General features: G+C 72.8%; 13 protein-coding genes and 1 tRNA gene. 4 read left to right on the plus strand and 10 right to left on the minus strand.

All coding sequences use genetic code 11. From position 1 onward, the window contains the following. Positions 1–61 precede the first annotated feature (61 nt). Positions 62–134, minus strand: a tRNA-Asn gene (locus ACTMTB_RS14105). Between the two features lie 285 nt (positions 135–419). On the opposite strand from ACTMTB_RS14105, the gene ACTMTB_RS14110 reads away from it, so the two are divergent. The 4 genes from ACTMTB_RS14110 to ACTMTB_RS14125 all read left to right on the plus strand — a co-directional run bounded on the left by ACTMTB_RS14110 (position 420) and on the right by ACTMTB_RS14125 (position 6,871). Beyond that, complete coding sequence (locus ACTMTB_RS14110) at positions 420–815, plus strand: hypothetical protein (protein ID WP_441145689.1); 396 nt, start codon at positions 420–422, stop codon at positions 813–815. A gap of 286 nt (positions 816–1,101) precedes the next feature. Further along, on the plus strand, positions 1,102–4,422 hold the full coding sequence (locus tag ACTMTB_RS14115; protein ID WP_441145691.1) for a ThuA domain-containing protein: 3,321 nt from the start codon (positions 1,102–1,104) through the stop codon (positions 4,420–4,422). Positions 4,423–4,507: 85 nt separating this feature from the next. Beyond that, positions 4,508–5,578 carry a sugar phosphate isomerase/epimerase family protein gene (locus ACTMTB_RS14120; protein ID WP_441145693.1) on the plus strand — a complete coding sequence of 357 codons (1,071 nt, stop codon included), beginning with the start codon at positions 4,508–4,510 and terminating at the stop codon, positions 5,576–5,578. Positions 5,579–5,686: 108 nt separating this feature from the next. Then, a complete protein-coding gene (locus ACTMTB_RS14125; RefSeq protein WP_441145695.1) occupies positions 5,687–6,871 on the plus strand; it encodes an ROK family protein in 1,185 nt (394 codons plus the stop codon). Between the two features lie 94 nt (positions 6,872–6,965). Here ACTMTB_RS14125 and ACTMTB_RS14130 read toward each other — a convergent pair whose 3' ends face one another. The 9 genes from ACTMTB_RS14130 to ACTMTB_RS14170 all read right to left on the minus strand — a co-directional run bounded on the left by ACTMTB_RS14130 (position 6,966) and on the right by ACTMTB_RS14170 (position 19,923). Continuing rightward, positions 6,966–7,973 carry a sugar phosphate isomerase/epimerase family protein gene (locus ACTMTB_RS14130; protein ID WP_154942563.1) on the minus strand — a complete coding sequence of 336 codons (1,008 nt, stop codon included), beginning with the start codon at positions 7,971–7,973 and terminating at the stop codon, positions 6,966–6,968. A 215-nt stretch (positions 7,974–8,188) separates the two neighbouring features. After that, on the minus strand, positions 8,189–9,148 hold the full coding sequence (locus ACTMTB_RS14135) for a sensor histidine kinase (protein WP_441145697.1): 960 nt from the start codon (positions 9,146–9,148) through the stop codon (positions 8,189–8,191). 114 nt (positions 9,149–9,262) lie between these two features. Next, entirely contained in the window at positions 9,263–11,377 is a 2,115-nt protein-coding gene (locus ACTMTB_RS14140; RefSeq protein ID WP_441145699.1) for a ThuA domain-containing protein, read from the minus strand. Positions 11,378–11,450: 73 nt separating this feature from the next. Continuing rightward, complete coding sequence (locus tag ACTMTB_RS14145; RefSeq protein ID WP_441145701.1) at positions 11,451–14,318, minus strand: PQQ-dependent sugar dehydrogenase; 2,868 nt, start codon at positions 14,316–14,318, stop codon at positions 11,451–11,453. Positions 14,319–14,655: 337 nt separating this feature from the next. Then, the gene (locus ACTMTB_RS14150; RefSeq protein ID WP_441145703.1) at positions 14,656–15,723 is read right to left on the minus strand and encodes a polyprenyl synthetase family protein; all 1,068 of its coding nucleotides are present in this window, start codon (positions 15,721–15,723) and stop codon (positions 14,656–14,658) included. Further along, positions 15,720–17,222, minus strand: coding sequence for an alkaline phosphatase family protein (locus tag ACTMTB_RS14155; RefSeq protein WP_441145705.1), 1,503 nt, complete (start codon positions 17,220–17,222; stop codon positions 15,720–15,722). Before ACTMTB_RS14155 ends, ACTMTB_RS14150 begins: the two co-directional genes overlap by 4 nt. Continuing rightward, positions 17,219–18,469, minus strand: coding sequence for a metabolite traffic protein EboE (gene eboE / locus ACTMTB_RS14160; protein ID WP_441145707.1), 1,251 nt, complete (start codon positions 18,467–18,469; stop codon positions 17,219–17,221). The genes ACTMTB_RS14155 and eboE overlap by 4 nt, the downstream gene beginning before the upstream one ends. Further along, positions 18,469–19,323, minus strand: a complete 855-nt coding sequence (locus ACTMTB_RS14165) for a TatD family hydrolase (RefSeq protein WP_441145709.1) — start codon at positions 19,321–19,323, stop codon at positions 18,469–18,471. Before ACTMTB_RS14165 ends, eboE begins: the two co-directional genes overlap by 1 nt. After that, positions 19,324–19,923, minus strand: coding sequence for an EboA domain-containing protein (locus tag ACTMTB_RS14170; RefSeq protein ID WP_441145711.1), 600 nt, complete (start codon positions 19,921–19,923; stop codon positions 19,324–19,326). Between the last annotated feature and the right edge of the window lie 10 nt (positions 19,924–19,933).

A 19,933-nucleotide genomic window follows, 5' to 3' on the forward strand; every position in this document is an offset into this window, starting at 1 on the left:
CAGAGCGGTGACAACGAGAAACGCCCGTCGGCGGGGCCGACGGGCGGGGGTGGAGCGTGAGCTCCCCCGTTTGGACTCGAACCAAAAACCTGCCGGTTAACAGCCGGCTGCTCTGCCAATTGAGCTACGGGGGACTGCTTGTCACCGCGCTCCGGATCTCCCCGGCGCTCGGCGACGGCACAAGAGTACAGGATTCCCGGGGGGTCTGGTCCAGGGGGTTACCTCCACGAGCCCTCGCTTGAGAGGGTCGCGACACGGCAGGAATAAAACCGGACAAATCGTCATCACGGCACAACCAGGCATGAGCGCGGAGCAGGATGGGTAGTTAGCTGCCGACAGAGGACTAGGGCGCGACATGGTCGGTCCCGACCGGATCTCCGGGCGGGAACGGCGGAGCGTCAGGTACGAAAGGAGCCGCCATGCGCGGAAAGATCATGTTCCTTGGCGGGCTGGCTGCGGGCTTCGTCCTGGGCGCCCGTGCCGGCCGGGAGAAGTACGAGGAGCTGGTCGTCCGGGGCCGTAAGGTGCTCGACCACCCGACCGTCCAGGAGGCGGCGGGTGTCGCACAGGCCCAGGCGACCCGGCTCTACAGCGAGGGCAAGGACAAGCTCGGCCAGTCCAAGCTCGGCGAGAAGCTGGGCACCGGCAACGGCAACAAGCAGGAGCTGACCGCGGCGGACGACGCGTTCGCGGGCACGCCGGCCACCATCGGCGCCAAGTCGGGCAGCTCGTCGAGCTCCCCCAGCTCGTCGTCGTCCACCACCAGCCCGCGGCCCAAGTCGTCGGGCCCGGGCACCAACGCCAGCACCCTCTAACCCACCGCACCTTCCCGCGGGCCGGTCGTCGTTGACGACCGGCCCGCTGGCGTGTGGGCCGGAAACAGGGCAGGTCAGACCGATGCTCACCCCGGCCGATGCCACTTTCGCCGATTTGAAGCAAAAGTTCGCACCAAACATCGAAAACTTCTGCCGTCAACCTCTTCTCTTTGGTCCCTCGCGCAAATATCGTCCTGCGTAGAACCTGGCCAGGCTCTTGGTACTCGTAGCGACCCTCCTCAGCGACGGCGCTGAGGCGGACCCGCCCCGACCAGAGCGAGGTTCGATGCGCAGACCCACCGGCCGAAGGGCCACCGCCTACCTCAGCCTTCTCACCCTCGTCGGCGCGACACTCGTCGCGACCGCACCACCGCAGCCGACGCCGGCGCTCGCCGCCCCGGTGCCCGCCAGCAACGGCATGGACTACAAGGTCCTCGTGTTCACCCGGTCCGCCGGAGGCAGCCACGCCGCCACCGCCGCCGGAGTGGACGCGATCCGACAGCTCGGCAACGACCGACGGTTCACCGTGGAGGTGACCGACGACGCCCGCAAGTTCGACGAGCCGCATCTCAAGCAGTTCCGCGCCGTGGTGTTCCTGAACACCTCCGGCGACGTCCTCACCGACGGCCAGCAGGCCGCGTTCGAGCAGTACTACCGCGACGGCGGCGGCTTCGTCGGCGTCCACTCGGCCATCGAGGCCGAGCCCGGCTGGTCCTTCCTGGACAAGGTCCTGGGCACCCGGGCGACCGGCGCCGCCACGTCGGCGAACCCGGCCACCGTCACCGTCGCCGACCGGGTGCACCCCGCCTCCGAGCGGCTGCCGGAACGGTGGACGCACACCGACCGCTGGTACAACTTCGCCGACAACGTCCGGGGCGTGTCGCACGTGCTGGCCACCGTGGACGAGAAGACGTACGCCGGCGGGTCGATGGGCTTCGACCATCCGGTCACCTGGTGCAAGGACTACCAGGGCGGCCGCTCCTTCTACACCGGACTCGGCGCCACGCCGGAGAGCTACGGCAGCACCGACCTGCGCGCCCACCTCGGCGGGGCGATCCAGTGGGCGGCCGGCGTGACCGACGGCGACTGCGGCGCGACCGTGCTGGCCAACTACCAGATGACGGTGGTCGGGGCCCAGCCGAACGTCAGCGAGCCGATCGGCTTCGACACGCTCCCCGACGGGCGGGTGATCCAGACCGACCGCCGCGGCGGCGTACGCCTGCACGACCCGGAGAGCAACGAGACCACTGTGCTGGCCCAGATCCCGGTCTACACCCACAGCGAGGACGGGATGTACGGCCCGGCGATCGACCGGGAATTCGCCACCAACAAGTGGGTCTACCTGTACTACGCGCCCCCGCTGGACACCCCCGCCGGAGGCGCGCCGACCACCAGCACCGACCCGGCCGCCTGGGACCGGTGGAAGGGATACTTCCAGCTCTCCCGCTACAAGTTCGTCGACGGTGAGACCCCCTCGCTCGACCTGAGCACCGAGCAGAAGATCCTCCAGGTGCCGGTGGACCGGGGCGCCTGCTGCCACGTGGCCGGCGACATCGCCTTCGACTCCAAGAACAACCTCTGGCTGGTCACCGGGGACGACACCCCGGCCGGTGGCGGCGGGTCCGGCGGCTTCTCGCCGCACAACGACTCGGTCAGCGCCACCGGCGTCTACCAGGCGCCCTTCGTGGACGCCCGGCGCAGCTCGACCAACACCAACGACCTGCGCGGCAAGGTCCTGCGGATCGCGGTGGGGGCGGACGGCTCGTACACCGTGCCGGCGGGCAACCTCTTCCCGGCCGGCACCGAGAAGACCCGGCCGGAGATCTACGCGATGGGCCTGCGCAACCCCTTCCGGATCACCCTGGACAAGAACGACGTCGCGTACGTCACCGACTACTCGCCCGACTCCTCGACGGCCGCGGTCGGCCGGGGACCGGCGGGCACCGGCCGGATGATGGTGATCGACAAGCCGGCGAACTACGGCTGGCCGATGTGCGTGCAGCCGAACCTGCCATACATCGAGATGAACTGGACCACCAGCCCGATCTCCCCGGTCGCGCCCTTCGACTGCGCGGCGCCGAAGAACACCTCCCGGCACAACACCGGCCTGACCGACCTGCCGGCGGTCGAGAAGTCCGAGCTCTGGTACTCGTTCCAGGCGCCGACCCCGTGCCCGGAGTCCTACCTGTCGACACCGACGCAGACCTGCCCGGTGCTCTTCCCCGAGCTCGGCACCGGCGGTGTCGGGCCGCACGGGGCCGCCCGCTACGACTTCGACCCGGAGCTGAGGTCGGAGACGAAGTTCCCCGAGTACTACGACGGCGCGGTCTTCTTCGGCGAGTTCACCCGGGACACCCTCAAGGAGGTCCGGCTCGACGCCAAGGGCGACATCCTGAAGATCAACAATGTGCTGAACTGCGGCCAGGCGCCCACCACAGCGACCAAGCCGTTCCTCTGCGACAACCCGATGGACATGAAGTGGGGCGCGGACGGCAACTTCTACCTGCTGACGTACGGCGACGGGTTCTTCAACGTCAACCCGGACGCGGCGATGCTGAAGTTCAGCTACGTCAAGGGGCTGCGGGCACCGAACGCCGTGCTCACCGCGACACCCACCAACGGCACCGGGCCGCTGACCGTCGCCTTCTCCAGCGAGGGTTCCAAGGACCCCGACCCGGCGGACTCGATCTCGTTCGCCTGGGACTTCGACGGCAACGGCACCACCGACTCGGTCGACCCGAACCCGTCGCACACCTACACCGCCAACGGGGTCTACACCGCCCGGCTGACGGTGACCGACTCCAGCGGCAAGAGCGCGTCGGCGAACACCACCATCACCGTCGGCAACACCGCGCCGACCGTCACGGTCAACACCCCGCTCGAAGGCGGCTTCTTCAGCTGGGGCGACGACATCCCCTGGTCGGTGACGGTCACCGACCCGGAGGACGGGCCGGTCGACTGCGCCAAGGTCGAGGTGACCTTCGTCCTCGGCCACGACCAGCACGGCCACGGCGAGGCCAACCAGTTCGGCTGCTCCGGGGTGCTGCCCACCGACCCGGACGACGCGTCCCACGGCGGCTACATCTACGGCGTGGTCAGCGCGTCGTACACCGACGGCGGCGCGAACGGCCAACCGGCGCTGACCACCGTCGACCAGCAGATCGTCCAGGCGAAGCGGCAGGAGGTCGAGTTCGCCGCGAACGAGTCCGGCACAACCGTGGGGACCAGCGCCGACACGGGCGGCGGGCAGCAGCGCGGCAGCCTCGACCCGGGCGACTGGATCGCGGTCAACAACACCGTCAACCTGCACAACATGCAGTCCGTGACGCTGCGTACCTCGGGCGGCAGCGCGGCCACCGCCGGGCAGCCCCGGTTCGGCGTCCAGCTGCGGCTGGACTCCCCCACCGGCCCGCTGCTGACCACCGCCACGGTCAACGCGACCACCGGAAACAACGCCTTCACCAGCACCACCGTGCCGATCACCGACCCGGGCGGCACGCACCGGCTCTACCTCGTGTTCACCACCGTCCCCGGCGGCCCGACCAGCGGTTTCGGAAACCTGAACTGGGTCGAGTTCGCCGGCCAGGGCATCGGCGTCACGCCCTAGCGACGCCGTGGCCGGGGGCCGCCGTCGGCGGCCCCCGGCCGCTCCACCTGTCACCACGCACCGGAACCGAGAGAGGCAGCAGCAGATGAACGACAGTCAGCACGGAATGAGCCGGCGCCGGATGCTCGGCGCCATGGCCGGCGTCGCCGGCGCGGCCGCCGTCGGGGCCGCCGGACTGGGCTCCCCGGCCTTCGCCGGCAACGGCCTGCTCGTCCCGACCGGGAAGCGCGGCATCATCCTCTACAGCGTCCGGGACCGGATCGGCGCCGCACCGGACGCCACCGGAGTGCCGTACGGCTTCGAGCGGGTGCTCGCCCGGCTCGCCGAGATCGGCTACAAGGAGGTCGAGTTCGCCGGCTACAACCAGCACGTCTCGATCCTGGGCCGGCAGATCACCGCCGCCGAGATCCGCAAGATCCTCGACGACAACGGGCTGCGCGCCAACGGCTCGCACGCCTCCATCCCGAGCACCATCAACCCGACCACCCTCGCCGCGTTCGAGCAGCAGCTCGACATCGCCGAGACGCTGGGGATGACCCACATCGGCACCGGCAACGACCCGACCGGCAGCAACTACAAGGCCGACTGGGACGCGGCGGCGGACCGGTGGAACACCCTCGGCCAGTTGGCCGCCGCCCGTGGGCTCAAGCTCTACACGCACAACCACGACGCGGCGTACAACTTCCTGCTCGACAGCGGGCCGCTGGACGCGCTGGGCCGGCCCACCCGGTCCTCCGGCGTCCGGAAGCTGGAGTACTTCATCGGGCTCACCGACCCGGAGTACGTCTGGTTCGAGATGGACATCTACTGGGCGCACGTGGCCCAGCACCGGTTCCGCAGCTACACCGACCCGGACGGGGTGACGCAGACCGACGTCTTCGACCCGCTGGCCACGGTGGCGGCCCAGCCGATCCGGTTCCCGCTGTTCCACGCCAAGGACGGCGCGTTCAACCCGAACACCACCAGCGGGTACGACATGGTGCCGCTCGGCCAGGGCGACATCGACTACGGCACCTTCTTCGCCAACATGGGTGCCAAGGGCTACCACAACCCGATGTGGGAGCAGGACAACGCGCCGGGCGGCAGCGCCGACCCGGGCCGCTCGCTGCGCTACGCCGAGGTGAGCTACCAGCACATGTCGGGTCTGCGGGGCTGACGGACCCGAGGTGTCGATCGAGTGGCCGCACCCGGGCGTACCGGGTGCGGCCACTCGCGCCATCAGACGTAACACCGCCGTGGAAGACTCCGGCCGGAGGTGGTGGCGATGGTTCCCGTCCGACCGGAGAACGCGTACCAGGCACGACTGCTGCGGATGCTGCGCGACGACGGCCCGCGGTCGCGGGTGGAGCTGGGCGACGCGGTGGGCCTGTCCCGGTCGAGGCTGATCGCGGAGGTGGACCGCCTCGTGGAGCTGGGCCTGGTCGAGACCGCCGGGCCGGCGGCCTCCCGCGGCGGCCGGAGGTCGTCGCTGCTGCGCGTCGCCCGCACGGTCCACTTCGCCGGCGTCGTGATCGGCACGGACCGGCTCACCGTCGCCGTCACCGACGGCGAGCTGAACGTGCTGGCCGAGCTCCGCGAGCCGGCAGACATCCGCTCCGGTCCGGGGCCGGTGGTCGCCCGGGCCGGGGAACTGGTCGGCAAGCTCCGGGCCGAACTGGGCCTGGCCCAGCTCACCGGGGTCGGCGTCGGGCTGCCGGGGCCGGTCGCCTTCCGGGAGGGCACCCCGATCGCGTCCGGCGCCCTGCCCGGCTGGCACGGGTTTCCGGTGCGGGACACCCTCGGCGCCGAGCTGGGCTGCCCGACGCTGGTCGACAACGACGCCAACGTGATGGCGCTCGGCGAGCAGCACGCCGGCATCGGCCGTACCTTCGACGACTTCCTGTACGTCAAGCTCGGCACCGCGATCGGCTGCGGCCTGATGCTGCGGGGCGCTCCGCACCGGGGCGCGACGAGCGGCGCCGGCGACATCGCCCACCTGCGGCTCGCCGACGACGGCCCGGGCTGCGCCTGCGGCGAGGCGGGGTGCCTGGAGGCGTACTGCGGCGAGGCCGGGCTGGTCGCCGCGGCGCTGGACGCGGCGCGGTCGGGCCGCTCCCCCGCCCTGGCCGACCGGCTGGCCACCATCGGCACCCTGACCATGGCGGACGTCGCCGGGGCGGCGGCCGGCGGCGACCCGGCGGTGCAGGCCGTCGTGCGCGACGCCGCCCGCCGGCTGGGCCAGGTGCTGGTCGGGCTGGTGAGCTTCGTCAACCCCGGCATCGTGATCATCGGTGGCGCCCCGAACGGCCTCGGGCACACCCTGCTGGCCGAGATCCGGGCCGTGGTCTACCGCCGGTCGGCGCCGCTGACCACCGGCACGATGCCGATCGTCCTGTCCGACCTCGGCGAGCGGGCCGGCGTGGTGGGCGCGGCCCGGTTGATCAGCGAGCAGGCCTTCGCCGCCGAGTGACCGGCCCCCACGAAGCCGGCCCGGTGGCCCGACCGACCCCAGGTGCGTCCCGCCGCACGGGAGGTCAGGTAGGGGTCGATCGGGCCGGTGCGCGTCAGTCCTTGCTGCTGAACGCGGCGTCGAACGCCGCCGCGGGGGCGTCGAAGGCGAGCCGGCGGACGAACTGCAACGCCTCCGGCGCGCCGACCAGCCGGTCCATTCCGGCGTCCTCCCACTCGATGGAGATCGGCCCGTCGTAGCCGATCGCGTTGAGCGCCCGGAAGCAGTCCTCCCACGGCACGTCGCCGTGGCCGGTGGAGACGAAGTCCCAGCCCCGGCGAAGATCGGCCCAGGGCAGGTGGGACGAGAGCCGGCCGCGCCGCCCGTCGCCGGTGCGTACCTTCGCGTCCTTGCAGTCCACGTGGTAGATCCGGTCGGCGAACTCGAGGATGAAGTTCACCGGGTCCAGCTCCTGCCAGACGAAGTGCGACGGATCCCAGTTGAGCCCGAACGCCGGCCGGTGGCCGATCGCCGCGAGCGCCCGCCGCGTCGTCCAGTAGTCGTAGGCGATCTCGCTCGGGTGCACCTCGTGGGCGAAGCGGACCCCGACGGAGTCGAAGACGTCGAGGATGGGGTTCCACCGGTCGGCGAAGTCCCGGTAGCCGCGCTCGATCATCTCCGGCGGCACCGGCGGGAACATCGCCAGGGTGTGCCAGATGGACGAGCCGGTGAACCCGACCACCGTCTTCACCCCGAGCTTCGCCGCCGCGCGGGCGGTGTCCTTCATCTCCTCGGCGGCGCGCCGGCGTACCCCCTCGGGTTCGCCGTCGCCCCAGATCCTGGCCGGCAGGATGCCCTGGTGCCGCTCGTCGATCGGGTGGTCGCAGACCGCCTGGCCGACCAGGTGGTTGGAGATGGCGTGGACGCTGAGGTGGTGCTTGGCGAGGGTCTCCCGCTTGCGCTCGACGTACGAGTCGTCGGCGAGGGCCTTGTCGACCTCGAAGTGGTCGCCCCAGCAGGCGATCTCCAGCCCGTCGTAGCCCCACTCGGAGGCGAGCCGGCAGACCTCGTCGAACGGAAGATCGGCCCACTGGCCGGTGAAGAGCGTGATCGGTCGCGCCATCGTCGTTGTCTCCCCTGTCGTGATGGGGATTCCTCAGCGTGGGCGGGGCGAGGGGCCACCAGTGCGGAGGCGTCACGGGTCGCCGGTGGGTGCGGCACGCACCTGGGCCCGACGGGTTGCGCCTCCCGCCGGGTCACCGGCCACCTCGCGGTCGCCGCCCTCACTCTAGGACCGCCGGGACCGGCTGGGAAGGGGCCGCCACGGACCCGCGGACGTCACTCGGCCTGCTCCTCGGCGGCGGGCAGCTCGGCGCGCACCGACCAGCCGCCGTCCGGGCGGGGGCCGGCGGTGAAGGTGCCGCCGACCGCCTCGGCCCGCTCGCGCAGGCCGAGCAGGCCGAGCCCGGCGCTCGGTTCCGGCGCCGGGGACGCCTCGGCGCCGGTGTCGCGTACCTCGATGGCGACGCCGTCGGGGTCGTAGCGCAGCCGGACCGCGACCGCCGCGCCCGGCGCGTGCCGGTGTGCGTTGGTCAGCGACTCCTGGATGATCCGGTACGCCGCGACGTCCACCTCGGTGGGCAGCGGGCGGGGCTGGCCGGCCACGGTCCAGCGCACCGGCTGGCCGGTGCTGAAGCCCTCCACCAGGGCGTCCAGCCGGTTCAGGCTGGGGGCCGGCTCGGTGGGCGCGCTGGTCTCCTCCGGCCGCAAGGTCCGCTCGGCCCGCCGGGCCCCTTCCGCCAGCACCGCCACGTACGCCCGCCGGCTGCGCACCGCGTCGCCGACGGCCACCGCGACGCCGAACCAGAGCAGCAGCACCACCACCGCCGGGTCCGGCCCGACCACGCCGAGCGTGGCGGTCGCCGCCGCGCCGACGGCCAGGGCGCCGACCAGGCCGGCCACGGCGGCGGTCCGCCGGTCGGCGCGGGTGGCGACGGTGTACGCGGCGATCGCCACGGTGAGCACCATGGGCCCCCGGGCGACCCCGGCGAGCTGCGCGAGCACCACGCTGACGGTGGTCAGGGCGAGCACCGGCAGCGGGTGACGGCGGCGCACCGCCAGCGCCCCGGAGCCGATGGCGGCGAGCAGCACGGCGGCGAGGCTGAGCGGCGCCCCGGGCGGTCCGCCGGGCGGGTTCACCGGCAGCAGGCCGGCCACGAAGAGCGCGGCGGCCAGCAGCGCGTCGACGACCGCCGGGTGCGCCCGCGCGATCCGGCGCCACTCCGCGAGCCGTCCCATGCGGTCAAGGTACGGCAGCCGCCCGGCCCGGGGACGCGGCACCGCCGGGGTGCGTGGGCACCCCGGCGGCGTCGCGTGCACCGGATCGACGTGGTGGACGACCCGGTGGGTGGGTCAGGGCAGGACCCACTTCTGGTTGGCCGCGCCGTTGCAGGTCCAGAGCTGGACCGGGGTGCTGTCGGCGGAGTTGTTGCCGGCCACGTCCAGGCACTTGCCGGACTGCGGGTTACGCAGCGACCCGTCGGCCTGGGCCGACCAGTTCTGGGCGCCGCTGCCGTTGCAGGTCCAGAGCTGGATCTTGGTCCCGTCGGCGGAACCGCCGCCGGAGACGTCCAGGCACTTGCCCAGCGCCTTGATCGTCGAGTTCGGCGTCACCGTCCAGGTCTGCGCCGTGGTGCCGTTGCACGTGTAGAGCTGGATCTGCGTGCCGTCGGCCGTGCCGCTGCTGCGGACGTCCAGGCACTTGCCGGCCAGGCCCTTGATCGGTCCGGTGCCGCCGGTGCCGCCGCCACCGCCCCGGACCAGGGTGAAGTCGTCGACGTCGAAGAGCCCGGTGCCGGTGCCGGTGTAGGTCAGGTACAGGTTCTGGGTGCCGGACGGCACCCCGGTCAGGGCGGTGGTGACGTCGGCGTACGTTGTCCAGCTCCCGGTGTTGGGCACCGCGACCGAGCCGAGGATCGTGCCGGTGGTCGAGCCGGTGCGCACCTGGATGGTGCCGCCGGGCCCGCCGGAGACGACCCGCGCCCGGAACGACGTCACCCCGGTCAGGTCCACCCCGTTGTACGCCGACCAGTCGCCCGGGTCGATGTAGCCGAGGGTCTGCCCGCCGTTCGCGCCGGCCTTCGTGAACGGGGTGACCCCGCTGGCCGAGCTGAACGCCTCGGCCTGGACGGTGGTGTTGCCGCCCGGCGGGGTGGAGCCGAGTTCCTTGATCCGGATGTTGCGGAACGAGGCGTCGTCGCCGGTGCCGTGGTTCTGCAGGCCGATGTGCCCGGCGAGCGAGCGGACCGGGTTGGTGTTGGTGAAGTCGTTGATCTTCACGCCGTTGAGGAAGACCTGGAGCCGCTCGCCCTCGACCAGCAGCTCGTAGGTGTTCCACTCGCCCGGCGGGTTCAGCGCCGCGTCCCGGGCGGCGATGTCCGCGGACTTGAAGGTGTAGACCGCGCCGGTGGTGCGGTCGGCCGCGTCGGTGGCGTCGATCTGGATCTCGTAGCCGTTGTTCACCGCCGACCAGGGGTCGGTGGATGGCGGGAAGCCGATGAAGACCCCGGAGTTGTCGTCGCCGGCGAGCCGCCAGTCCAGCTTGAGCGAGTAGTTGGTGAACTGCTTCGCGCTGTACCAGTAGAGCCCCATCCCGCCGACCGAGGTGAGCGTGGCGTCGGCATTGGTGAAGCTGCCCGGCCCGGCCTGCGACCAGCCGGTGGTGGAACCGTTGTAGAGGGTGGTGTAGCCGGTCTCCGGCCGGCAGTCGGCCTTGGCGCGGCCGGCCGCGTAGCGGATGCCGCCGAGCAGGTGGGCCCGGAACGCCGGTTCGGCGTACGACGCCTGGGTGTGCCCACCACCGGTGTAGAAGGCCCGGCCGCCGCTGTAGGTCTTGCACCAGGAGTGCGGGTGGTCCGCGCCCATCCCGCCACCGGAGTACGACGACTCGTCCAGGGTGGCCAGCACCCGGGCGGTGGAGCGGGCGTTGGTCTGGTAGTTGTACCACTCGTCGGTGCGGGTCCAGGTCTGCGGCAGGTGCGCGCTGGCCGGGTGCGCCCGGTTCTCCACCTTGACGTTGGCCTGCTGGATGGCCGGATGCGAGGCGAAGTACGCCCCGACCAGGTTGCCGTAGAACGACCAGCCGTACTCGGTGTCGGCGGCGGCGTGCACGCCGACGTACCCGCCGCCGGAGCCGATGTACGACTCGAAGGCGGTCTGCTGGCTGGCGTTGAGCACGTCGCCGGTGGTGTTGAGGAAGACCACCGCCTCGTACTGGGCCAGGTTGCCGGTGGTGAACGCGGCGGCGTCCTCGGTGGCGGTGACGGTGAAGCTGTTGGCCGCGCCCAGGTCCCGGATGGCCTGGGTGCCGACGGCGATGGAGTCGTGCCGGAACCCGGCGGTCTTGGAGAAGACCAGCACGTCGTACGGGGCGTCGGCGGCGGACGCCGGGGTGGCGGGGGTGGTGCAGGCGATGACGGCGAGGACGGCGGTGGCCGCGCCGAGGACGGGACGCAGGAGTCTGCGCATGTCGCTCTCCTATCGGTGGGCGGGGGCCCCGGGCGGGCCGGCGGGCCGGGCGGGGCCCCGCGCGTTCACTCGGTTACGGCAGGGTCCACTTCTGGTTGGCGGCGCCGGTGCAGGTCCAGAGGTGCACCGGGGTGCTGTCGGCGGAGTTGTTGCCCGAGACGTCGAGGCACTTGGCGGACTGCGGGTTGCGTACCGTGCCGTCGGCCTGGGCGGACCAGTTCTGCGCGCCGCTGCCGTTGCAGGTCCAGAGCTGGATCTTGGTGCCGTCGGCCGAGCCGCCGCCGGAGACGTCCAGGCACTTGCCGAGCGCCTTGATGGTCGAGTTCGGCGTCACCGTCCAGGTCTGCGCCGTGGTGCCGTTGCAGGTGTAGAGCTGGATCTGGGTGCCGTCGGCGGTGGCGGCGTTGCGGACGTCCAGGCACTTGCCGGCGAGCCCGACCACCGGCCCGGTGCGCACCGTCGCGCCCGTGGTGAGGGTGAACGAGTCGACGTCGTAGAGCGCCCCGGTGCCCGACCCGGCGAAGGTCAGGTAGAGCGTCGTGGTGCCCGCCGGTGCCCCGGAGATGGCGCCGGTGACCGTGGTGAAGGAGTCCCAGGCGCCGGTGACCGGCACCGTGGCCGAGCCGAGCACCGTGCCGGTGGCCGACCCGGCCCGGACCTGGAGGGTGCCGCCCGCGCCGGCCGAGGAGACCCGGGCGCTGAACGAGGTGACGTTGCCCAGCTGGTACGGCTGGAAGGCGATCCAGTCCCCGTTGTTGATGTCGCCGACGGTCTTGCCGCCCTCGGCGGTCGCCTTGTCGAAGGTGTTGATGCCGGACGAGGTCTTGAAGTGTTCGGCCTGCCGGTGCCGGGGCTGGAGGGTGTGCTGGGTGTGCGTGGTCAGCCCGCCCGCGTCGGTGTACTCGGCGTCGAAGATGGCGAAGATGTTCGCCGCGTCGTCGTGCTCACCGTCGACCGGGATGGCGATCGAGCCGGAGCAGCCGGTCTTCGAGGTGATCTGGTGGCCGTGCTGGTCGTGGCCGAGCACGTAGGTCATCTTGACCTTGGTGCAGTCGATCGTGCCGTCCTCGGGGTCGGTGACGGTGATGCTGAAGGGCACCGTGTCGCCGTAGGAGAAGAGCTTGCCGTTGCCGGGGCTGTTGATCGTCACGGTCGGGGCGGTGTTGCCGACGCTGATCACCACGCTGGCGCTGCCGGTGGCGTTCTGCGGGTCCTTCACCGTCAGCGTGGCGGTGTACGTCCCGTTGGTGGTGTAGGTCTTCGACGGGTTGGCGGCGGTGGAGGTGGTGCCGTCGCCGAAGTTCCACGCGTACGTCAGCGCCCCGCCCTCCGGGTCCGACGACCCGGCGGAGGAGAAGGTGACGGTCAACGGGGCGGCGCCGGAGGTCTTGTCCGCGGTCGCCTTCGCCGTCGGCGCCCGGTTGCCGCCGCCGATGTGGTCGAAGCGGTAGAGCGCCGAGTTGGCGTCGCCGTTGAAGTAGCCGGTGCCGTAGTCGAGCACGTAGTACGCGCCGTCCGGGCCGAAGGCGGAGTCCATCACCTGCTTGCCGGTCCACGGGAAGCTGTCGATGGTGCCGCGCGAGCCGTCGGCGTTGACGTGGATCGGCTTGATCCAGCCGCGGCCGAACTCGGTGGCGAAGAACTGCCCGTCGAAGGACTGCGGGAACTTGGTGGCCGACGTCGACGACGCGTTGTAGCGGTAGACCGGGCCGGCCATCGGGGACTCGGAGCCGCCGCCGAACTCGGGCGGGCTACCGGCGTCGCCGGCGTACCGGATCCAGGCCGGCTTGGCCGCGGGCAGCGTGCTCTGGCCGGTGTTGCGGAACGAGTTGTTGGTGGGGCCGCCGGTGCAGTTGTACTTGGCGCCCCCGGTGCCGGTGGCGAAGTCCCACTCGTTGTAGGTCTCGGTGCTGGTGTTGGTGCCGGTGCAGTACGGCCAGCCGTAGTTGCCCGGCGCGGTGACCCGGTTGAACTCGACCTGGCCGGAGGGGCCCCGGGTGGCCGAGGTGGTGCCGGCGTCGGGGCCGTAGTCGCCGACGTAGACGATCCCGGTGGCCTTGTCGACGCTCATCCGGAACGGGTTGCGGAAGCCCATCGCGTAGATCTCGGGCCGGGTTTTCGCGGTGCCGACCGGGAAGAGGTTGCCGGACGGGATCGAGTACGACCCGTTGGCGTTCACCTTGATCCGGAGGATCTTGCCGCGCAGGTCGTTGGTGTTGGCGGCGCTGCGCTGCGCGTCGTATCCGGGGTTGCGGTTGGTCCGCTCGTCCAGCGGGGCGTAGCCGGCGGAGTCGAACGGGTTGGTGTCGTCCCCGGTGGACAGGTAGAGGTTGCCGGCGGCGTCGAAGTCGATGTCCCCGCCGACGTGGCAGCACAGCCCCCGGTCGGCGGGTACGTCCAGCACGTCGACCTTGCTGGCCTGGTTGACGGTGAAGTCGGCGTTGAGGGTGAACCGGGACAGCCGGTTGACGCCCTGCCAGGCGGAGAAGTCGCTGCCGGTGGCCGGCGCGTCGCCGGCGGGGGTGGACAGCGGCGGGGCGTAGTAGAGGTAGATGTGCCGGTTGGTGGCGAAGTTCGGGTCGACGCCGACGCCCTGCAACCCCTCCTCGTCGTGGGTGTAGACCGACAGGGTGCCGATCACCGAGGTGGTGCCGTTGGCGTCGGTGCGCCGCAGGGTGCCGTTGCGGGCGGTGTGCAGGACCGAGCGGTCCGGCAGCACGGCCAGGGACATCGGCTCGCCCGTCTCGGCGACGCCGCGGGCCAGCTCGACCTGCTGGAAGTCGGTGGCGGTGATCACGTGGGCGGCGGCCGGGGCGGGGCCGCCGAGGGCGGTCGGGCCGACCGTGACGCCGACCGTGCCGACGGCCGCCACCAGGAGCAGGGCGGACGCGGCGGAGGACCATCGTGGGGAGTGGTGGGTGGGTTCGTCCTTCATGGACATTCTGTGCTGTCCCTTCCTGACGAGTGACTGCCAGGGTGGGGCGCGCGCCGTCGCGCCGGTGCCGGGTACGGGGATGCGGCAGGGCCGTCCGGGCGGCGCCGGACCGGCCGTGACCACCGGTCGGGGCGGGGGGACCGCGCGCCCGGAGGCCACCAGTCGATGGGTTACCGCGCCGCCGGTTCACCTCGACGAAACATGTTCGTGATGCCACGAACATTAAGGCTTGTGAATTTGTCTGTCCATACCTTCTGCCCCATGGAAGCGAACTTTCGTTCAATCGGCTGAAAGCTCGCGGGCATGGCGAGGAAAGGCCCCGGCGGGCCGTGGCGCGCCGACGTCAGCTCCGGCGGTGCACCGCCTGGTCGGCCAGCGCGGCCAGCGCCGCCAGCGCCGGCTTCTCCAGCGGCAGCCGGTCCAACGCCGCCCGGGCGGCGTCCGCCCGCAGCACGATCAGCCGCTCGATCTGCTCCCGGGCCCCGGTCGCCTCGATGATCGCGCGCAGCTCGGCCGCGCCGTCGGCGTCCAGGCCGGGATTGCCGAACAGGTCGCGCAGCCGGACGCTCTGCGCCCGGTCGGCGGCGTCGCGGGCCAGCGCCATCATCACCGTCGGCTTACCCTCGCGCAGGTCGTCCAGGACGGACTTGCCGGTCACCGCCGGGTCACCGAAGACGCCGAGCACGTCGTCACGGAGCTGGAACGCGTCGCCGAGCGGGTCGCCGAAGTCGGTGAGCGCGGCCACCAGCTCCGGCTCCGCGCCGACCAGCGCCGCGCCGATCTGCAACGGGCGGGTGACCGTGTACCGGGCGGCCTTCATCCGGATCACGGTGAGCGCGCTGGCCACCGAACCGTCCCCGACACCGGAGACCAGGTCCAGGTACTCCCCCGCGATCACCTCGGTCCGCATCCGGGCGAAGACCGCGTACCCCCGGCAGACCTGCGCGGTGCTCAACCCGCACTCGTGGAACATCTGATCCGACCAGGCGGCGCAGAGGTCCCCGCAGAGCAGCGCGGTGTTGCGCCCGTACGCCTCCGGGTCGCCGCGCCAGGCGGACCGGGTGTGCAGGTCGGCGAAGAGCCGGTGCACCGACGGCGCGCCCCGGCGGCGGTCGCTGCCGTCGAGGATGTCGTCGTGGATCAGGGCGAACGCGTGGAACAGCTCCAGCGCCGCCGCGGCGACCACGATCGGCCGGTCGTCCCCGCCGCCGGCGCCGCGCCAGCCCCAGTAGCAGAACAGCGGGCGCAACCGCTTGCCGCCGGCCAGCACGAAGCGGTGCAGGGCGGCGAAGATGCCGCGCGGCGCGCCGTCCGGCCAGTCCGGCCCCTGCCGGTCCAGGAAGGCCACCAGTTCGGCGTCGAAGCGCGCCCGCAGCCCGCTGGTGTCGGTCGGGGGCGCGGTGACAGTCACCGCCGCTCCTCCGGTCCGGACAGCGGTCCGGCCGGACCGGGCGGTCGCCCGGAACCACCCGACGACGCCACGGCGGCCCGGGACGGGACCGGCGCCGCACCGGCCGGGGCGGACGGCGGGGCCAGCCCGGCCAGCTCCAGCAGCAGCGCCTTCACCTCGGTGGCCGCGAGCCGGTCCCGGGCGGCGGCCGGGTCGGAGCAGAGCAGCACCGGGGCGTCCGCCGGGTCGGCGGGCAGCCGACCGTGCGAGCCCCGGACCGCCCGCGCCCCGGCGTCGAGGCCGACCACGCTCATCAGGTACCGCATGCCCAGCTTCTTGCGGGCCAGCGCGACCGCCGCCCGGCGCTTCGCCGCCCCGGGCGCGGCCGGGTCGAAGAAGAGCTCCGCCGGGTCGTACCCGGGTTTGCGGTGGATCTCGACGAGCCGGGCGAAGTCCGGGGCGCGGGCGTCGTCCAGCCAGTAGTAGTACGTGAACCAGGCGTCCGGCTCGGCCACCAGCACCAGCTCGCCGGCGCGCGGATGGTCCAGCCCGGCCGCCGCCTTGCCGTCGGCGTCGAGCACCTCGGCCACCCCGGGCAGGCCGGCGCAGAGCTTCGCCACCGCCGGCACGTCGGCCGGGTCGCGGACGTAGACGTGGGCCACCTGGTGGTCGGCCACGGCGAAGGCCCGCGACGTCCACGGGTCCAGGTACTCCATCCCGGCCTGGGTGTAGACCCGCAGCAGCCCCTCGGCGCGCAGCAGCCGGTTGACGTCCACCGGGCGGGAGACGTCGGTGATGCCGTACTCCGACAGCACCACCACGGTCGCGTCCCGCGCGCGGGCGGCGTCCAGCAGCGGGCCCAGCACCGCGTCCAGCTCCGCCGCCGCGGCGGCGGCCCGGGGCGAGGACGGGCCGAAGCGTTGCAGGTCGTAGTCGAGGTGCGGGACGTAGACCAGGGTGAGGTCCGGGGCGTGGTCGGTGAGGATCCGCTCGGCGGCCCGGCAGATCCACGTTGAGGAGGGCAGCCCGGCGCCGGGCCCCCAGTAGGTGAAGAGCGGGAAGGTGCCCAGCGCGTCGGTGAGTGTGTCGTGCAGCTCCGGCGGGTCCGTCCAGCAGTCCGGCTCCTTGCGACCGTCGGCGTGATAGATCGGGCGGGGGGTGACCGTCCAGTTCACGTCCGCGCCCATCGCGTACCACCAGCAGACGTTGGCCACCGTGTAACCCGGTTCGGCCCGGCGGGCGGCCTGCCAGAGCTTCTCCCCACCGACCAGCGCGTGGTGCTGCCGCCACAGCAGCACCTCGCCGAGGTCGCGGAAGTACCAGCCGTTGCCCACGATCCCGTGCCCGGCCGGGAGCTCCCCGGTGAGCAGGGTCGCCTGCGCCGAGCAGGTCACCGCGGGCAGCACCGTGCCCAGGCCGGCGGCGAATCCCTCGTCGGCGACCGCGCGCAGCCGGGGCATGTGCGCCAGCAGCCGCGGGGTCAACCCGACCACGTCCAGCACCACCAGTCGACGGCTCATGCCGGCACCTCGGAATGTCGGTCGGCCACTCGTTCACTCATCGTCGTACCCCTCCGGTCGTCGGGACGGGACTCCCCCGCCGGTGCCAGGCCGAGCGCGACCAGCTCGTCGCGGGCGAAGGCCAGCTCGGCGGCGATGCCGGCGGCCAGCTCCGCGTCGGTGCGCGGCCGGCGCGCCGCCGGCAGCACCCCCCACGTGTACGTCTCGACGTCGAGGTGGTCGCAGCCGGCGGCGGGACCGGCGAACAGCTCGGCCAGCGCGGTGCGCAGCACCGGCACGGTCGAGGTCAGCGGTGGTTCGGGCGGGGCGTGCAGCGGCACGTGGTAGTGCACCCGCCACGGCCCCGGCGGCCGGTCGGCCAGCGCGCCGTCCAGGTCGTCGGCGGCGTACGCCGGGTCGGCCGGGTCGGCGGCGTGGGCGGTGCCGGCGGCCCGGGTCTGGTGCAGGAAGCGGGGCTCCACCCAGCGCGCCAGCGCGTCGGCGGCGGCCGGCGGGTGGGCCGCCTCCAGGGCGGCGGAGACCTGCACCTTCACCACCGGGAGCCCGGCGGCGCGCAGCCGGGCCAACGCCTCGGCCGGTTCCTCCCAGGCGCAGGCGAGGTGCGCCAGGTCCAGGCAGACGCCGAGCCGGTCGGTGTCCACGACGGCCAGCGCGGTGACCGCCTGCCCGGTGCGCTCGACCACGCAGCCCGGCTCCGGCTCGAAGCCGACCCGCACCGGGCGGCCGGTGTCCCGTTCGATCGCGGCGAGCCCGGCCGCGAGGTCGTCCAGCCGGCGGCGGGCGGCGTCGGCGCGGGTGGCGTCCCAGGGCTGCCGCCAGGCCAGCGGCAGGGTGGAGATCGAGCCCCGGGCCGCGTCGTCGGGGAGCAGGTCGGCCAGCACCCGGGCCAGGTCGAGGGTGTAGCGCAGCCGGGCGTCGCTGGTCCAGTCCGGACGGTAGACCGCGCCCTTGACCACGGGTGCCTGGAAGGCCGCGTACGGGAAGCCGTTGAGGGTGACCACCTCCAGCCCGCGACGGGTCAGCTCGGCGCGCAGCCGGCGCCGGGCGGCCGGGTCGGCGGCCAGCTCGGCGGCGACCGGCGCGGCCAGCCAGAGACCGAGCCCGAGCAGGTCGGCGCCGAGCGCCTCGCGCACCGGCTCGGCGTGGGTCCGCAGTTGGGCGAGGATGCCGGCGGCGTCCTCGGCGGGGTGCACGTTGGTGCAGTAGCCGAGGTGGACGGTGCTGCCGTCGGCGTGCCGCAGCCGCATCAGTCGCCGCCGCGCAGGATCGAGTTCCCGGCGAAGGTCCCGGCCGACGCGGCGTCCAGGTCGGTCAGGTCGAGCCGGCCGGACTGCCCGTAGAACTCCACCGGGTTGCGCCAGAGCACCCGGTCGACGTCGTCGTCGGTGAACCCGGCCAGCAGCATCGCCTCGCCGGTGGCCCGGGTCAGCAGCGGGTCCGAGCGCCCCCAGTCGGCGGCGGAGTTGACCAGCACCCGCTCCGGCCCGTACGTCCGCAGCAGCTCCACCATTCGGGGCGGGGACATCTTGGTGTCCGGGTAGATGGAGAAGCCCAGCCAGCAGCCGCTGTCCCGGACCAGTTTGACGGTGACCTCGTTGAGGTGGTCCAGCACCACCCGGCCGGGGTCGATGCCGGACTCGGCGACCACCGCGAGGCTGCGCTCGACGCCCCGGGCCTTGTCCCGGTGCGGGGTGTGCACCAGCGCCGGCAGGTCGTGCGCCACGGCCAGGGCCAGCTGGGCGGCGAACGCCTCGTCCTCCTGCGGGGTCATCGAGTCGTACCCGATCTCGCCGACCGCCACCACGGTGTCCTTCTCCAGGTAGCGCGGGAGCAGGTCGAGCACCGGGCGGCAGCGCGGGTCGTTGGCCTCCTTCGGGTTGAGCGCGACGGTGGCGTGGTGCCGGACGCCGAACTGCCCGGCCCGGAACGGCTCCCACCCGATCAGCGAGTCGAAGTAGTCGGCGAAGGAGGCGGGGCTGGTGCGGGGCTGCCCCAGCCAGAACGCCGGCTCCACCACCGCGCGGACCCCGGCGGCGGCCATCCGCTCGTAGTCGTCGGTGGTCCGCGACGTCATGTGGATGTGCGGGTCGAAGATGCGCATTCACGCCTCCCTGATGGTGAGCCGGTCGAGCAGGTCGGTGGCGTCGGCGGGCAGGTCCCGGCCGGCGGCGTGCCGCTCCGCGGCGAGCGCGGCGAGCATCGCGGCCAGCTCGCCGTCGGCGCGACGGTCCAGGTCGGCCACGCCGGCCAGCGGCACGCCGGCGAAGACGCACTTGAGCACCGCCTGCCGCCAGGACGCCGGGTCCAGGTGCCGGGCGTACGGGCCGAGGGCGGCGGCCACCAGCCGGGTGTCGTTGGTGCGGATCGCGTCGTGCAGCAGCGGCACCCCGGCCGCGCCGACGGGCAGCAGCGGCAGCGCCTTGAGCACGGCCCGCTTCTCGGCGGCGTCACCGTGCCGGTACAGCGCCTCGGCGTGCCTGGCGTGGTCGGCGGGCAGCGCGGTGAGCAGCAGCGCGCGGGCCGCCTCGTCGGCGGTCCAGCCGGGCGCGCCGGCCAGGTCGCCCCGACCGCAGTGCCGGCCGGCGGCCGGGAAGAACCGCGCGATCGTCGCGGGTTCGGCCGCCACGCGGCGCAGCGCCGCCGCCAGCCAGTCGGGATCGGGTACGCCCTCGAGCGCGGCCCGCAGTCGATCCGGTGTCATCCGTCTCTCC

The sequence above is a fragment of the Micromonospora sp. L32 genome, from assembly GCF_052068055.1.
GTDB lineage: Bacteria > Actinomycetota > Actinomycetes > Mycobacteriales > Micromonosporaceae > Micromonospora > Micromonospora purpureochromogenes.

Bases quoted from the DNA above. Each gene is read 5' to 3' on its own strand.
- ACTMTB_RS14125 (WP_441145695.1), top strand. From the start codon at position 5,687: ATGGTTCCCGTCCGACCGGAGAACGCGTACCAGGCACGACTGCTGCGG.
- ACTMTB_RS14155 (WP_441145705.1), bottom strand. From the start codon at position 17,222: ATGAGCCGTCGACTGGTGGTGCTGGACGTGGTCGGGTTGACCCCGCGG.
- ACTMTB_RS14170 (WP_441145711.1), bottom strand. From the start codon at position 19,923: ATGACACCGGATCGACTGCGGGCCGCGCTCGAGGGCGTACCCGATCCC.
- ACTMTB_RS14110 (WP_441145689.1), top strand. From the start codon at position 420: ATGCGCGGAAAGATCATGTTCCTTGGCGGGCTGGCTGCGGGCTTCGTC.
- ACTMTB_RS14120 (WP_441145693.1), top strand. From the start codon at position 4,508: ATGAACGACAGTCAGCACGGAATGAGCCGGCGCCGGATGCTCGGCGCC.
- ACTMTB_RS14115 (WP_441145691.1), top strand. From the start codon at position 1,102: ATGCGCAGACCCACCGGCCGAAGGGCCACCGCCTACCTCAGCCTTCTC.
- ACTMTB_RS14145 (WP_441145701.1), bottom strand. From the start codon at position 14,318: ATGTCCATGAAGGACGAACCCACCCACCACTCCCCACGATGGTCCTCC.
- ACTMTB_RS14130 (WP_154942563.1), bottom strand. From the start codon at position 7,973: ATGGCGCGACCGATCACGCTCTTCACCGGCCAGTGGGCCGATCTTCCG.
- eboE (WP_441145707.1), bottom strand. From the start codon at position 18,469: ATGCGGCTGCGGCACGCCGACGGCAGCACCGTCCACCTCGGCTACTGC.
- ACTMTB_RS14165 (WP_441145709.1), bottom strand. From the start codon at position 19,323: ATGCGCATCTTCGACCCGCACATCCACATGACGTCGCGGACCACCGAC.
- ACTMTB_RS14135 (WP_441145697.1), bottom strand. From the start codon at position 9,148: ATGGGACGGCTCGCGGAGTGGCGCCGGATCGCGCGGGCGCACCCGGCG.
- ACTMTB_RS14140 (WP_441145699.1), bottom strand. From the start codon at position 11,377: ATGCGCAGACTCCTGCGTCCCGTCCTCGGCGCGGCCACCGCCGTCCTC.